Source organism: Paenibacillus sp. FSL H7-0918 (assembly GCF_038007025.1).
In the GTDB taxonomy this organism is placed as follows: Bacteria; Bacillota; Bacilli; order Paenibacillales; family Paenibacillaceae; genus Paenibacillus_AQ; species Paenibacillus_AQ odorifer.
The window spans coordinates 94448-108347 of record NZ_JBBOWJ010000002.1 but is presented as its reverse complement, the minus strand read 5'-3'; the positions used below and the strand labels follow the sequence as shown (position 1 = coordinate 108347).

General features: G+C 44.9%; 12 protein-coding genes and 1 riboswitch. Of the genes, 11 read left to right on the top strand and 1 reads right to left on the bottom strand.

Going from position 1 to position 13900, the window contains the following annotated elements:
• Positions 1–77 precede the first annotated feature (77 nt).
• On the bottom strand, positions 78–1013 hold the full coding sequence (gene corA, locus MHI15_RS14550; protein ID WP_036684479.1) for a magnesium/cobalt transporter CorA: 936 nt from the start codon (positions 1011–1013) through the stop codon (positions 78–80).
• 396 nt (positions 1014–1409) lie between these two features.
• A riboswitch (SAM riboswitch) is annotated at positions 1410–1539 on the top strand.
• 115 nt (positions 1540–1654) lie between these two features.
• Between corA and metA the strand changes: the two genes are divergently transcribed.
• The 11 genes from metA (at position 1655) to MHI15_RS14495 (ending at position 13872) form a co-directional block, all read left to right on the top strand.
• Entirely contained in the window at positions 1655–2575 is a 921-nt protein-coding gene (gene metA, locus MHI15_RS14545; RefSeq protein WP_076281068.1) for a homoserine O-acetyltransferase MetA, read from the top strand.
• A 36-nt stretch (positions 2576–2611) separates the two neighbouring features.
• Positions 2612–3784, top strand: a complete 1173-nt coding sequence (locus tag MHI15_RS14540) for a PLP-dependent transferase (protein ID WP_341164539.1) — start codon at positions 2612–2614, stop codon at positions 3782–3784.
• A gap of 627 nt (positions 3785–4411) precedes the next feature.
• A complete protein-coding gene (gene mqnC, locus MHI15_RS14535; protein ID WP_076184682.1) occupies positions 4412–5548 on the top strand; it encodes a cyclic dehypoxanthinyl futalosine synthase in 1137 nt (378 codons plus the stop codon).
• 530 nt (positions 5549–6078) lie between these two features.
• Positions 6079–6921 carry an SPFH domain-containing protein gene (locus MHI15_RS14530; protein ID WP_036684473.1) on the top strand — a complete coding sequence of 281 codons (843 nt, stop codon included), beginning with the start codon at positions 6079–6081 and terminating at the stop codon, positions 6919–6921.
• 11 nt (positions 6922–6932) lie between these two features.
• Entirely contained in the window at positions 6933–7103 is a 171-nt protein-coding gene (locus MHI15_RS14525; protein ID WP_036684471.1) for a toxin-antitoxin system HicB family antitoxin, read from the top strand.
• Between the two features lie 506 nt (positions 7104–7609).
• Positions 7610–9550, top strand: a complete 1941-nt coding sequence (gene thrS / locus MHI15_RS14520) for a threonine--tRNA ligase (protein ID WP_076135889.1) — start codon at positions 7610–7612, stop codon at positions 9548–9550.
• 136 nt (positions 9551–9686) lie between these two features.
• Positions 9687–10535 carry a 3D domain-containing protein gene (locus MHI15_RS14515; protein ID WP_256717209.1) on the top strand — a complete coding sequence of 283 codons (849 nt, stop codon included), beginning with the start codon at positions 9687–9689 and terminating at the stop codon, positions 10533–10535.
• A gap of 146 nt (positions 10536–10681) precedes the next feature.
• A complete protein-coding gene (locus MHI15_RS14510; RefSeq protein WP_156113077.1) occupies positions 10682–10825 on the top strand; it encodes a hypothetical protein in 144 nt (47 codons plus the stop codon).
• 239 nt (positions 10826–11064) lie between these two features.
• Complete coding sequence (gene liaF, locus MHI15_RS14505) at positions 11065–12138, top strand: cell wall-active antibiotics response protein LiaF (RefSeq protein WP_076126418.1); 1074 nt, start codon at positions 11065–11067, stop codon at positions 12136–12138.
• Positions 12139–13215, top strand: a complete 1077-nt coding sequence (locus MHI15_RS14500; protein WP_076126420.1) for a HAMP domain-containing sensor histidine kinase — start codon at positions 12139–12141, stop codon at positions 13213–13215.
• A gap of 3 nt (positions 13216–13218) precedes the next feature.
• Entirely contained in the window at positions 13219–13872 is a 654-nt protein-coding gene (locus MHI15_RS14495; protein WP_036684464.1) for a response regulator, read from the top strand.
• The last annotated feature ends 28 nt before the right edge of the window (positions 13873–13900 follow it).

Sequence of the window (13900 nt, the reverse complement as noted above, 5' to 3'; positions counted from 1 at the left end):
ATCATATCAAAAAGACGAAGGCTTCCTTACACCATAGGGTTAAAGGGCCTTCGTCTTGCCTATTCGTCCGTTTATTTTCATAGCCATTCTTTCTTGCGGAATACATACAGCATCCCACAGCCTAACGTCAACATTAGACCTATAACGGCAAAATAACCGTATTTCGTATGCAATTCCGGCATATGATCAAAGTTCATCCCATAGATTCCGGTAATTACGGTCAAAGGCATGAATATCGTTGTAATCGCGGTAAATACTCTCATAATTTCATTGGCGCGGTTGGCGATACTGGATTGGTAGGCCTCACGTAAGTTGCCCATGAGATCGCGGTACGTCTCAAAAGTTTCGGATATTTTAACTGCATTTTCATAAATGTCGCTAAAGTATTTCTGCAGCTGATCATCAATCAGACGGAGGTCTTTTTTATTCAGGGTATTGATAACCTCTTTCTGTGGTCCCAGCATCTTCTTTAACCATAAGATCTCACTTCGCAGACCGATAATCTCACTCAGATGAGATTTCTTGGTATGCATTAGGATATCCTCTTCAAGCTTCTCAATCCGGGCTTCAATTCGGTCACCTACGGAGAAATAATTATCTACGACAAGGTCGATAAGCAGGTAAAGGAATTGGTCGGGTTCGCTAACCTCTTGTTCCCATAACATGGGCTTCAGGACGCGTAGCTCGTGAATCTTTTGTTTCGTTACAGTAATAATATAATGTCTGCCCAAGAATATATTGAGCGCCCGCAGGAAGATTTCCTCATCATCAAAGCGGATGCTGTTTACAACAATAAAGTAATGACTTTCGTATATTTCGATCTTTGGACGTTGATCCTCTTCACTAAGGCAATCCTCAACAGCGAGATCATGCAGGTTGAACAGGGGCTGAAGCAGCTCCAAATCCTCCACATCTGCATCAATCCAATAGAACCCTTCTGTTGGGGGTGTCAATGTTTCATCAATTTCATCAATAGGTGTAAAAACCCCTGCATTCACCAGCCGGATTTTCATCTGATTCCACTCCTTCTATCCCCGGGTCTTCACCAGGGACTGCTAATTAAGCACAGAGAAAAAATCAGCTTGGCCGGCGTTACAATCAATACAAGAGGCCGAATGACGATTCGAGGGCATGAAGAAGAACTGCTCCCGCCGCCGGCAAGCTGATGATTATCCTGTGTGGTTGCTCATTCTGTACACTTAATTGCGAGCTCGGGTCGCCTTCCATTCTTCTTCTCACCTCTTCTTTTCGTTCAGGTATGAAATACTTGTCTAGTATAACAACGGAGTATGCCTCTTTCAAGCAAATTTATTGTTACTTTGAGGCTACTTCAGCATTGTATGGACTTGACGAAAAGGAGGTTCATGATTTAAAGTAAATTTTAAAGAAATTTAATTGAATACAGCTAAATCTTATCAAGAGCAGGTGGAGGGACTAGCCCTATGAAACCCGGCAACCGGCGTGTGAACGCACGGTGCTAATTCTTGCGGAACTTTGCTGACGACTAAACCCCGTCCAAAAGTTTCTGGCAGATGAGAGAGGCGCATATGACTGTAGATATGACCTTTCTCGTTTTCCGAGAAAGGTCTTTTTATTGTTCAGAAAGCCGCGATGTGACAACATAACCTAAATACAGTTAAGGAGTGGAAAGACAATGCCAATTAAAATTCCCGACAGTTTACCAGCAAAAGAAATACTATCCGGTGAAAATATTTTTGTGATGGATGATAGTTTGGCTTTCCATCAGGATATCCGCCCACTAAGGATTGCTATTCTGAATCTCATGCCGACTAAAGAAACGACGGAGACTCAATTGCTGCGTTTAATAGGAAATTCACCGCTACAAGTTGACGTTACCTTGCTGCACCCACGCTCACATACTTCTAAGAATACTTCTGCTGAGCATTTGAGAAGCTTTTACAAAACTTTTGACGAGATCAGCCACCGCCGTTTGGATGGTCTTATTGTTACAGGAGCACCCGTAGAGCAAATGGAGTTTGAGGAAGTATCCTATTGGGAAGAGCTAAAAGAGATTTTTGAATGGAGCAAGGATAATGTGACCTCGACCATGCATATCTGTTGGGCGGCACAGGCAGGGTTGTATCATCATTTTGGTGTTCGTAAAGTGGCTTTGCCTGAAAAATGTTTTGGAGTATTCTCCCATACGATTAACCAAAATAACATTAAATTGCTGCGCGGCTTTGACGAGGTATTCCATGTACCGCATTCCCGTCATACCGATGTCTCCCGCGAAGATATTGAGAGCAATCCAGATCTGCAGATTCTGGCGGAATCCGAAGAAGCTGGTATGTATCTAGTAGCTACGACCGACGGCAAACAAATATTTGTGACCGGACATTCCGAATACGATCCATTATCCTTGAAATGGGAATATGATCGTGATTTGGAGAGGGGCATGGAGATGGCCTTGCCGAAACACTATTTCCCTAAAGATGATCCAGAACAAACACCTCCTGCAGTGTGGCGTGCACATGCCAACTTATTATTCTCTAATTGGCTCAATTACTATGTATATCAAGAGACACCTTACGATATCGACCCGATTGTTTATTAAGATCAGCGCTACATTACAATTTAGGAGGCATTTATCATGGACGACAAACTTAGGATTGAAAGCAGACTGGCACAAATAGGTTCACAAGAAGATCCGGCTACCGGAGCCATTAATTTTCCTATCTATAATGCTACGGCATTCCGTCACCCGAAGCTTGGGCAGAGCACAGGTTTCGATTATAGCCGTACCAAAAGTCCAACCCGTTCCGTACTAGAGAATGCGGCTGCGGAATTGGAGTCTGGTGATGCAGGTTTTGCCTGTAGTTCTGGGATGGCAGCTATTCAAACCATATTTACCCTGTTTGGGCAAGGCGATCACTTGATCGTTTCGCTGGATCTTTACGGCGGGACCTATCGTTTGTTTGAACGAATTATGTCCAAGTTTGGAATCACTGCTTCCTATGTAGATACGAATGATTTGGATGCGCTTGAGGCTTCACGTCTTCCAAATACGAAGGCGATATTTATTGAAACGCCAACGAATCCTTTGATGATGGTTACGGATATTGCAGCCGTTGCTACTTGGGCCCGTCATCATGGGCTGCTCACAATTGTAGACAATACACTGCTGACTCCATTTTTCCAGCGTCCTCTGGAATTAGGTGCGGACATTGTAGTCCATAGTGCTACCAAATATTTGGGCGGACACAATGATGTACTTGCTGGTCTTATTGTATCTAAAGGAGCTGAATTATCCGCTGAAATAGCGATTCTACATAACTCTATTGGCGCTGTGCTTGGGCCAACAGACAGTTATCAGCTGATGAGAGGCATGAAGACACTGGCCCTGCGTATGGAACGGCACGAGAGCAATGCGCTAGCAATTGCCCGCTATCTACAAGAGCATCCGGCGATTGCGGAAGTGTTCCATCCAGGCCTGCCGGATCATCCGGGATATGAAATCCAGAATCGCCAGTCCTCGGGCAATACCGGAATTTTTTCTTTCAAATTAAAAGATGCCAGATACGTAGAACCTCTGCTTCGTCATATCCGGCTTATTGCCTTCGCGGAGAGCCTCGGCGGGGTTGAATCGCTAATGACCTATCCTGCAGTACAGACGCATGCCGATATTCCTGTGGAAATTCGGAATGCGGTGGGTGTAGATGATCGATTGCTGCGCTTCTCGGTTGGCATTGAACATGCGGAGGATCTAATTGCTGATCTTGGTCATGCTTTGGAGGCTGCGCGGGCGGAAATCGAAACGAAGTAAAAGTAACGGCAACCCAGATCGGCACCGAATTGCTGGAAAATATCGAGGATCTATCTCAACGTTGATTTAGAGCTGGTGTTGGACGAAGGATGAAATAGAGCTGTCTCATAAGCCGGGAATTGGCTGCTGGGATAGCTCTTCTTTTTGGACTTTTTGCTATTGGACACAGCTGACCTTAGACACAGCATTATTACACATTTGAAATGTTAACGGACTCCACAGCAGCTATTGCGCTAAAAACCTGCCTTCATGAGTCTCTTGTCAAGGAATAGCGTCGCTGGAGTCCATAACTATGCTCCAAAGGCTAAATACTAACTAATAACGTCATCTGTGTCCGGCAGCCTCCAGGAATTTTGATTCACCGGGTGCAGGCAGCAATGTAAAGACTCTTTCTGCTGGATGGTATCTTGCTAAGAAAGTAAAAAGTTTTTCAAGCTGTTCAGATTGTGATACGATGAGGAAATGAACTGTTCATTTATTAAAATATAAGGTATAAGTTACATACTATACTTTATCCTTATGTTACTACGAGAAACGGTTGTTATCTCTAAAGGACGACAACGTTATTTTTCTTGTGATTTTGTGAATCTACCATATCCCTAAGGGTTTAAAAGGAGGATGCGAACGATGAGTACGATAGATCTTATTTTGGATAAAGCCCTGCGGGGTGACCGTCTCCAATTGGAAGATACCATCCGACTATTCGAGAGCAACGAAATTGAGAAAATGGGTGCTGCTGCAAACACTATTATGGAACGCTGGCATCCGGACCCGTTAGCCACATTTGTAATTGGCCGTAATATTAACTATACGAATGTATGTGATGTGTACTGCCGTTTTTGTGCTTTTTACCGCAGACCAGGCTCGGATGAAGGCTATGTGCTGCCAGATGAAACGATTTATCAAAAAATTGCTGAAACGATTGCTGTTAATGGTACAGAAATTCTTATGCAAGGTGGAACTAATCCTAACCTTCCATTTAGCTACTATACAGATATACTGCGCGGAATTAAGCAACGTTTCCCTGAGATTACAATGCACTCCTTCTCTCCTGCGGAGATTATGAAGATGAAAGAAGTATCAGGATTACCGTTGGAACAAGTGGTTCGTGAAATTCATGCTGCGGGTCTGGATTCCTTGCCAGGCGGAGGCGCAGAAATTCTTGATGACCGTACACGCCGCAAAATCAGCCGGCTAAAAGGCTCGTGGCGCGAGTGGATGGATGTAATGCAGACAGCACATAAAGTGGGTATGAATACAACAGCAACAATGGTGATTGGGCTTGGAGAAAGTATGGAAGAACGAGCTTTGCACTTACTACGTGTACGTGAGGCTCAGGATGAGTGTATTGCCAACAAATATGATTCTGAAGGTTTCTTGGCCTTTATCTCATGGACATTCCAGCCGGACAATACCAACCTGAAGCTGGACAGACAAACGCCTGAGGAATATCTGAAGACGGTAGCGATCAGCCGCCTTGTGTTGGATAATATTAAGAACTTCCAATCTTCTTGGGTCACTATGGGGCCAGAGGTCGGCAAGCTCTCCTTGCAATATGGCTGCAACGATTTCGGCAGCACAATGATTGAAGAGAACGTAGTATCTTCTGCGGGTGCGACTTACAAGGTAAACATCGAGTCGATTACTCAGCTGATTCGCGAAGCAGGCAAAGTTCCAGCACAGCGGAATACACGTTATGATATTCTGCGGGTGTTCGATGATCCTAATGCGAAGATTGATAATGATTTTGTAATGCAGAACTAATATATATTAATTATTAATCAACGCTTGATGCTTGTTAATCCTTAAGTGGATTACTGAGCATCAAGCGTTTTTTTGTAAGGTTAGGTTTACGATCATTAGCAAGTCTTATTGCAGAACACATCTGAATCTTCGCTTGTTATATCATCCGCTAGGCGTACGGACCCAGTGGACCTTAATTGCAAATTCAGCGCTTCTTGAGTCGGGGTTCGGACCCCAGCGACGCTATTCCTTGAAAAGAGCCTCATATAGGCTGGTTTTTAGTGCAATAGCGTCTGTGGGGTCCGATAGCATAGGGAAAATCGGAAAATGTGGCATATAAGAGCATCAGTGTCCGATAGAGCAGATGTATACGAACACTATGAACTAATGTTAACTACACAAACTAAGGTTGGTGTGGAGTACGCCTTTTAACGAAGTTTTATATAAATGTGAGCATAAAATTATTTTTTTATTTCTTTTTACCCATTCACATTATTATCCAAAAGTGATATCATAATCATATCAAAAGAATATCTAGTGGGGGTGCTTCTATGAAAGAGAAAACGCTTCGTCCTGTCAGTGGATTTTGGGTTCTCGCCTTAATTGCAGTTTGTTTAGCTGGGGGAATTTATGGTGCGGTTCAAGAGTATGTCGCAGTGCCAGTCATTCTGTTCGTTGTAGCTGGGGTATTATGTACAAGTGTTACGGTTGTGCAGCCCAATAAGTCGGTTGTAGTTACCTTTTTCGGGCAATATGTAGGGACTATCGTGACAAGTGGCTTGTTTGCAGTCATTCCGTTCAGTTTGCGCAAGACGGTTTCCCTCCGCGTACGTAACTTTAACAGTGTCAAGCTGAAGGTTAATGATGTGGAAGGTAATCCGATTGAAATTGCTGCAGTTATCGTATTTAAGGTAATTAACTCTGCAAAAGCGCTTTTTGATGTAGATAAATATATGGCGTTTGTGGAAATTCAAAGTGAAACAGCGCTGCGTCATGTGGCCAGTAAATACCCGTATGATAACTTCAATGAATCGGGCATGTCCCTGCGGGCCAATGCAGATGAGATTGCTAAAGAATTGGCAACCGAGCTGCAAGAACGTTTGTCGATATCTGGTGTAGAGGTCATTGAAGCGCGGCTCACACACTTGGCTTATTCCACAGAGATTGCCAGTACAATGTTGCAACGTCAGCAAGCATCTGCAATTCTGTCCGCTCGTCAAATCATTGTTGAAGGCGCCGTGGGCATGGTCGATATGGCGATTAAACAGCTTAAAGAGAGTGGCGTGGTTGAGCTTGATGAGGAACGCAAAGCGGCGATGATTAATAATCTGATGGTTGCGATCGTGTCGGAGCGCGGAGCGAGTCCGGTCATTAACGCCGGCTCGTTGTACTAAGGCGGTGCATCATGGCGGCCAAGAAAAGCTTTCCACTGCGGATTGATCCGGATTTACATGAGGCGCTGGAACGATGGGCGGGAGAGGAATTTCGCAGCGTAAACGGACATATCGAATACTTGTTGCGTGAGTCTTTGAAACGTGCAGGCCGCTTACCTGAAAAAAAACGGCGAGAGGAATAACCATAGAAGGGCTGTTTCAGCATCCATGTATTGGCTGCAAGAACAGTCCTTATGTGTGTCTTCTGACTGTGTTTCTATCATTTTGGACCCTTTTCTGACTTGACTGTCAGAGAGGACAGATTTATAATTACTCCATAATTCACGTTAACAGCATTGACGAAGATATGAGTTGATTGTTCTGGACCGTTCAGAGAGAGGAAACTTAGGCTGAAATTTCCTCCGGCATCCTGCTTTCGATTTACCCCTTTGTAGCTGCGGTTTTGAACTCCCTGCAATGGGATAGTAAGAGCTGCCGGTTCATGGTCGTTACTCCATGCTTACGAAGGATTCTATCTTCACTCCGCTTGAGGATTCAAGGGAGGCTAGAGAGAATCGAATTTGGGTGGAACCACGGGTGTAATCGCTCGTCCCTTTGCGGGACGGGCGTTTTTTTGTGTGCGTGGATATTGTTGTTCCGCAAAGGTTAAAGGGCCCTTAGGCTTAATTATATGAAGGAGGAATTAGCAATGTCAGTAAGTATTAAGCTTCCGGACGGTTCTGTCCGTGAATACGCAGAGGGTAGCAGTATTGATGATGTAGCAGCTTCTATTAGCAGTGGCCTGCGCAAAAATGCAGCAGCGGGGAAATTGAACGGTATCGTTGTAGATTTATCTACTCCCCTTGAAGAGGGCGCACTGGTAGAGATCGTAACTTTGGATTCACCTGAAGGTCTGGAGGTTATGCGTCACAGTACAGCTCACTTGATGGCTCAAGCGGTTAGACGTTTGTTCGGAACAAAAGAAGTTAAGCTTGGTGTAGGTCCGGTCATTGAAGATGGCTTCTACTACGATATGGATCTGGAACATCCTCTAAATCCTGAAGATTTGCTCAAAATCGAAAAGGAAATGGACCGCATAATTTCGGAGAACCTGCCGATCGTGCGCAAAGAAGTTAGCCGCAAGGAAGCCCTTGAAATTTTCGGTGAGCTAGGTGATCCTTACAAGCTGGAATTGATCGAGGCATTGCCTGAAGATAGCGTAATTTCTATCTATGAACAAGGAGAATTCTTCGACCTATGCCGTGGACCCCATGTGCCGTCGACTGCTAAGATCAAAGTCTTTAAATTGATGAATGTAGCCGGTGCTTACTGGCGCGGCGACAGCAAGAATAAGATGCTTCAACGCGTATACGGCACAGCTTGGATTAAAAAAGCTCAGCTTGATGAGCATCTTCGTCTGCTTGAAGAAGCGAAGAAACGCGATCACCGGAAGCTTGGTAAAGAGCTTGAAATCTTTACATTTAATCAATTGGTAGGACAAGGCTTGCCAATCTGGTTGCCTAAGGGTGCTAAATTGCGCAGTATTCTGGAGCGTTATATCGTAGATCTGGAAGCAAGTCTTGGCTATCAGCATGTATACACACCAGTTCTGGGTAATGTTGAACTGTACAAAACTTCAGGACACTGGGAGCACTATCAAGAGGACATGTTCCCTAAGATGACTATCGACAATGAAGAATTTGTTCTTCGTCCAATGAACTGCCCGCATCACATGATGATTTATAAGAGCTCGATGCACAGCTACCGTGATCTGCCGATCCGTATTGCTGAGCTTGGTATCCAGCACCGTTATGAAATGTCAGGCGCATTGACTGGCTTACACCGTGTGCGCTCGATGACTCTTAATGACTCCCATATTTTCTGCCGTCTGGACCAAATTAAAGGCGAGTTCATTCGTGTAATCGAATTGATTAAACAGGTATACAGTGACTTTGGTATTAATGACTACCGTTTCCGGTTGTCCTATCGTGATCCTAAGGATACTGAGAAATATTATGCGAATGACGAAATGTGGGAAACTGCACAGCGGATGTTGCGTGAGGTTGTAGAGGAAGCTGGACTGCCGTTCTACGAAGCAGAAGGCGAAGCTGCATTCTATGGTCCTAAACTTGATGTGCAAATTAAGACTGTATTAGGTAAAGAAGAGACTCTGTCTACTGTACAAATCGACTTCTTGCTGCCTGAACGTTTTGAACTGGAATATATCGGCGATGATGGTCAAAAACACCGTCCAGTCGTTTTACACCGCGGAATCTTGGGTACAATGGAACGTTTCGTTGCCTTCCTGTTAGAGAACTTTGCGGGCTCGCTGCCGCTTTGGTTATCTCCACAGCAGGTTAAAGTAATTCCTGTATCGACAGCGTTCGACGATTATGCCAAGGAAGTTACAGACAAGCTGCGTCGCCGTGGTATCTCTGCTGAAGCAGATCTCCGCAATGAGAAGCTGGGTTATAAGATTCGCGAAGCTCAGCTTGAGAAACTGCCATACATGTTCGTAGTTGGCGAGAATGAGATGAACGCTCAGACGGTTTCCATCCGTAAACGCGGGGAAGGCGACATTGGAGCTAAGCCGCTTCAAGAAGTGATTGAGCTCTTGTCTCAGGAAATTGCTGATCGTGTGATCTCCTAGTTTCTTGTAATTATCAACACCAAAATTACGTCTAAATAAGACCTCTGTTATATGCCAATGAGGATCAACTTCTGATCTTCATGTATAAAATTTTGTGAATCGGGAAACCTTCGCTAATAAGGGGGAGGTTTTTCACATGAACAAAATGGGCATATTTCAGAGGTTTTGGTGTCTTTTTGTCACCATCGTTTTGCTATTGACCGCTGCTGGAATCATTCCAGAATCTAAGCAACAGGCAGTAGGGGCCATTGGGACAGGAGACACTTTACAGCACACGGGTATTAACAAAACGCTATCGAACGAGTTGCAATATACCAAGGCTAATTCTGTGTTTATGAGAACTACAGATGATAAGGTCATTCTTGCGACTGGCCGTGCCACACTTATGTCAAACGAGGCGCATTCCGTCGCACCTGTAATACCTGCAACAACAAAAAATAAACCAGCAGCGACGAAGGCACCGCAGAGCACCAAAGCTCCAACCACTAAAACAAACGGTGGCAGCGGATCTTCCAAACAGTTACCAAATTCTATTCCTGTAGCCGCACCTGCGGAAGACCAGATCATTACTTCAATGAAAGTGATGGCGACTGGATATACTGCGGGTTATGAATCTACAGGTAAAACATCTAAGCATCCCGAATATGGAATTACCTATTCAGGGGTAAAAGTGCGCAGAGACAAAAATACAGTCTCAACCATTGCTGCGGACCCTAAGGTTTTGCCGCTGGGGAGTATTCTTTATATACCGGGCTATGGATATGCCATAGTTGCTGATACAGGCTCGGCTATTAAAGGGCGGAAGATTGATCTGTATTTTGCTACTACGAAACAGGTGTATAAGGAATGGGGCAAAAAATCAGTTGTAGTTCAACTCATTAAGCGTGGTAACGGGACTTGTACGGAAGTCATGCTGAAGAAGCTGAGCCAAGCGATTGAGACTTACAAAGCAGTACCGCAATCCATGCTCGAAGAATCCATTTAAAGGGATTGAACTTATTTTCACTTGGTCATGCATAATAGTGACATCACCTTGCCATAATACGGACTGGGGCAAAGCAATTGCCTCTTCCGAGATGTTCTCTTAGTAAGCATATTCTATGCTGCATAAGAGAAAAGGAGGTGAATTCCGTGGCCAATAACAAGAAATCTAAAGTACAAGAAAATTACAAAACACCAAATGAAAAATACAATGCTGAGTTTGCTGTTGAGAATGACGGCGCTACTAAGCAAAGTGGAAATACTTCTAAACCAGCTCAGAAACCGCAACAATAATGCGCTGACTGAAGCAGAAGACTGCTGAAAAAAAGAGACTGTCCAATTCAGTTAATTACTGAGGGACAGTCTTTTTTCATATATAATGAAGTAAATAGAATTTTATCCCATTCATCTCAGTCTAGAGACTGAGGGGAAGTTCCTTCTCTCGCCGCTGTTTCTCAGTACTTCATTCCTGTAGACTAAGGCTATAAGATTGAAGAAGAGAGCGTTCCACTACTTTAAAGGGGAAATGAATGATGAAAAGAAGGTTCACCAGCCAGGTTTTAGGCGGCCTGATCCTGATAGGGATTGGAGCTATGTTTCTACTGAGACAATTAGGTTACACTGATTTCAGCTTAGGTTACCTGATTTCGAATTATTGGCCGGTAATTTTGATCCTAATGGGAATGAACCGGCTTTTAGGTACAGGGGATGGACAATCCAAAGGTTCTTCACCTATCGGCGGCTTTTTCTTTCTGGCGATCGGAGTGTTTTTCCTTGGACGGAATTTAGATTGGTTCGATATTTCGGCCGGGGATTTTTTCAAAATGTTCATTCCAGTTATGTTGATTGGCGGCGGACTTTATGTGATTTTTAAACCACGCGGTTCAGTACCACCTGTGCCACCAGCTCCACCGTCACCACCAGATCACTTTCCTTCAGGAAAAAGCTCACTAGATGTGGAGCCGCCCAAACCACTGGATTCCACACTTGATGAACAATTTGAGCAAAAATTCGGCAAGGCTTCTGGTCAACGCGACTGGAAGGACTATCTTCAAAAAGATGAAGAAGACGATGAGGACGAAACAGGATCTTATAAGTCCAGCGCTGAAGCACGTTGGCAAGAGAAGCAGGAACGACACGAGCGCAGACGTCAGGAACGTCATGAGCGTCATGCACATAGACATGGTAAATGGCATGAGGAATTCCATGAATCAAATAATCAAAAGGAATCGACCAATCGTTCTGCTTTTATCGGAGATGTCCACATGGGGCGCGAGCATTTCCAACTGAAGAACACGAATATCTCGCAGTTTATCGGCGATACCGTACTGGATCTGACGAATGCACAGATTGCTTATGGCGAAACGAGGATTAATATTTCCGCTTTTATAGGCGACATTAAAGTGTACATTCCGAATGATATGGATCTTGGCATCTCGGTGAACAGCAGTTCTTTTATCGGGGATATGGAAGTTCTGGATCAGTCTCGCAGTGGTTTTATGAGCAGTGTACAGTGCAAGACTCCTTATTATAAAGAAGCAGGCAAAAAAGTCCGTATAAATGTAAGTGCATTTATAGGTGACATTAAAGTTAAAACGGTGGGTTAGATGGGGACAATCTTCAGTAATACCAAATGGTTGCTGTTGTTTTACTTTTTGCTCACTGGAGCGGTAAGTGCAGGATTGATGTATGCAGGCACTTGCCTTGGTTATATCGAAGTGAAGGATTATCGGATGTGGCTGTACTTATGTCTCGGGATTGTGTTGTTCACCGTAGTTATCGGCTATATGGCAGGCCAGCGGATTCAGCGCCGGATTGATCATCTGGATCTGAATATGCTGCAGGTAGCCAAAGGAAATCTGTCCGTGCGGATGCCAGAAAGTGACGATCAGTCTTTTGCCCGAGTGTATCACGAGTTTAATGTCATGATGGATACGGTCGAGAATAAGATGCAGCTTCTACAGCGATTGGGTGAACAAGAGGTTATTGAGAAGGAACAGGCAGCGGAGAGTGCGGTGTTGGAGGAAAGAAGGCGTATGGCCCGGGATCTGCATGATACGGTGAGCCAACAGCTTTTTGCCATCCATATGTCGGCTTCTTCGCTGCCTAAAGTGCTGAAGGTCAATGAAGCTCAAGGTCAAATGGTCATGGACCAGTTGATTACAATGTCTCAGATGGCACAAAAACAAATGAGAGCATTAATTGCACAACTGCGTCCGGTGGAGCTGGAAGGTCGAAATCTGTTCGAGGCGCTGGAAAAATGGTTTCCCGATTATTGCCGCCAGAATGGCTTGAAAGGAATGAAGGAGCTCGAACTTCAGGGCGAGTTATCGGAAGCAATCGAACATCAGCTGTTCCTAATTATTCAAGAGGCGATGGCGAATATCGTGAAGCATGCCGGGGCTAGACTGGTGAGTCTATCGCTGCGTGAAGGATCAAGACAAGTTGTGTTGAGTATTAGTGATGACGGTCAAGGTTTTGAACATGTGCAGCAAAAACAAGGCTCCTACGGTCTCACCACCATGCGCGAACGGGCGGAGAAACTGGGTGGGCAAGTGGAGATTATTAGCCGCAAGGGTGCGGGAACGACGATCCGTGTACATATTCCTAAGTTTGTTCAAGGGAACCCAGAATTAGAGCAGAATAGATCGTTAGGAACAGATACACAGGACGAGGAGGAGTAGAGCATGAGTGTCATAAAAGTGTTGCTCGTAGATGATCATGATATGGTACGGATGGGCCTCAAAACTTATCTAATGCTGGAGCCTACATTCGAGGTCATCGGTGAGGCGGCGAATGGACAAGAGGCGCTGGAGATGCTGCGTGCGGGTGGACATGAAGGTCTGCCTGACCTCGTGCTGATGGATTTGATGATGCCAGTGATGAATGGTGCCGAGACCACAAGAGCAGTGCTGGCTGAATTTCCTGGCCTCAAAATCGTGATCCTCACCAGCTTCCTGGAGGATGATCTTGTTGTAGATGCTATAGAGGCTGGTGCAGTCAGCTACGTGCTCAAAACAGTGTCGGCAGAAGAGTTAATCTACGCATTGCAAGGGGCTTACCGCGGCATGCCAGTCATGACGGGTGATGTGTCACAGGCGCTGACCCGTGGTATTCGCCAGCGCACCGTGCAAGGTGATTCCTCCGGTTTAACAGAGCGTGAGAAGGAAGTCCTGCTGCTTATAGCTGAGGGCAAGACCAATAAGGATATCGGTGAGGAACTGCATATCAGCATCAAGACAGTGAAGACGCATGTCAGCAATCTGTTGATGAAATGCGAGCTTGATGACCGTACCCAGTTGGCTATTTACGCTCATCGGAAGGGCTGGGCTCAGGGGTAGGACTTGTAGACTAAGGTGCATTACTATT

Coding starts and splice junctions, on each gene's coding strand:
- MHI15_RS14500 (WP_076126420.1), top strand. CDS start 12,139: ATGGGGACAATCTTCAGTAATACCAAATGGTTGCTGTTGTTTTACTTT.
- mqnC (WP_076184682.1), top strand. CDS start 4,412: ATGAGTACGATAGATCTTATTTTGGATAAAGCCCTGCGGGGTGACCGT.
- MHI15_RS14515 (WP_256717209.1), top strand. CDS start 9,687: ATGAACAAAATGGGCATATTTCAGAGGTTTTGGTGTCTTTTTGTCACC.
- metA (WP_076281068.1), top strand. CDS start 1,655: ATGCCAATTAAAATTCCCGACAGTTTACCAGCAAAAGAAATACTATCC.
- MHI15_RS14540 (WP_341164539.1), top strand. CDS start 2,612: ATGGACGACAAACTTAGGATTGAAAGCAGACTGGCACAAATAGGTTCA.
- MHI15_RS14495 (WP_036684464.1), top strand. CDS start 13,219: ATGAGTGTCATAAAAGTGTTGCTCGTAGATGATCATGATATGGTACGG.
- corA (WP_036684479.1), bottom strand. CDS start 1,013: ATGAAAATCCGGCTGGTGAATGCAGGGGTTTTTACACCTATTGATGAA.
- thrS (WP_076135889.1), top strand. CDS start 7,610: ATGTCAGTAAGTATTAAGCTTCCGGACGGTTCTGTCCGTGAATACGCA.
- liaF (WP_076126418.1), top strand. CDS start 11,065: ATGAAAAGAAGGTTCACCAGCCAGGTTTTAGGCGGCCTGATCCTGATA.
- MHI15_RS14525 (WP_036684471.1), top strand. CDS start 6,933: ATGGCGGCCAAGAAAAGCTTTCCACTGCGGATTGATCCGGATTTACAT.
- MHI15_RS14530 (WP_036684473.1), top strand. CDS start 6,079: ATGAAAGAGAAAACGCTTCGTCCTGTCAGTGGATTTTGGGTTCTCGCC.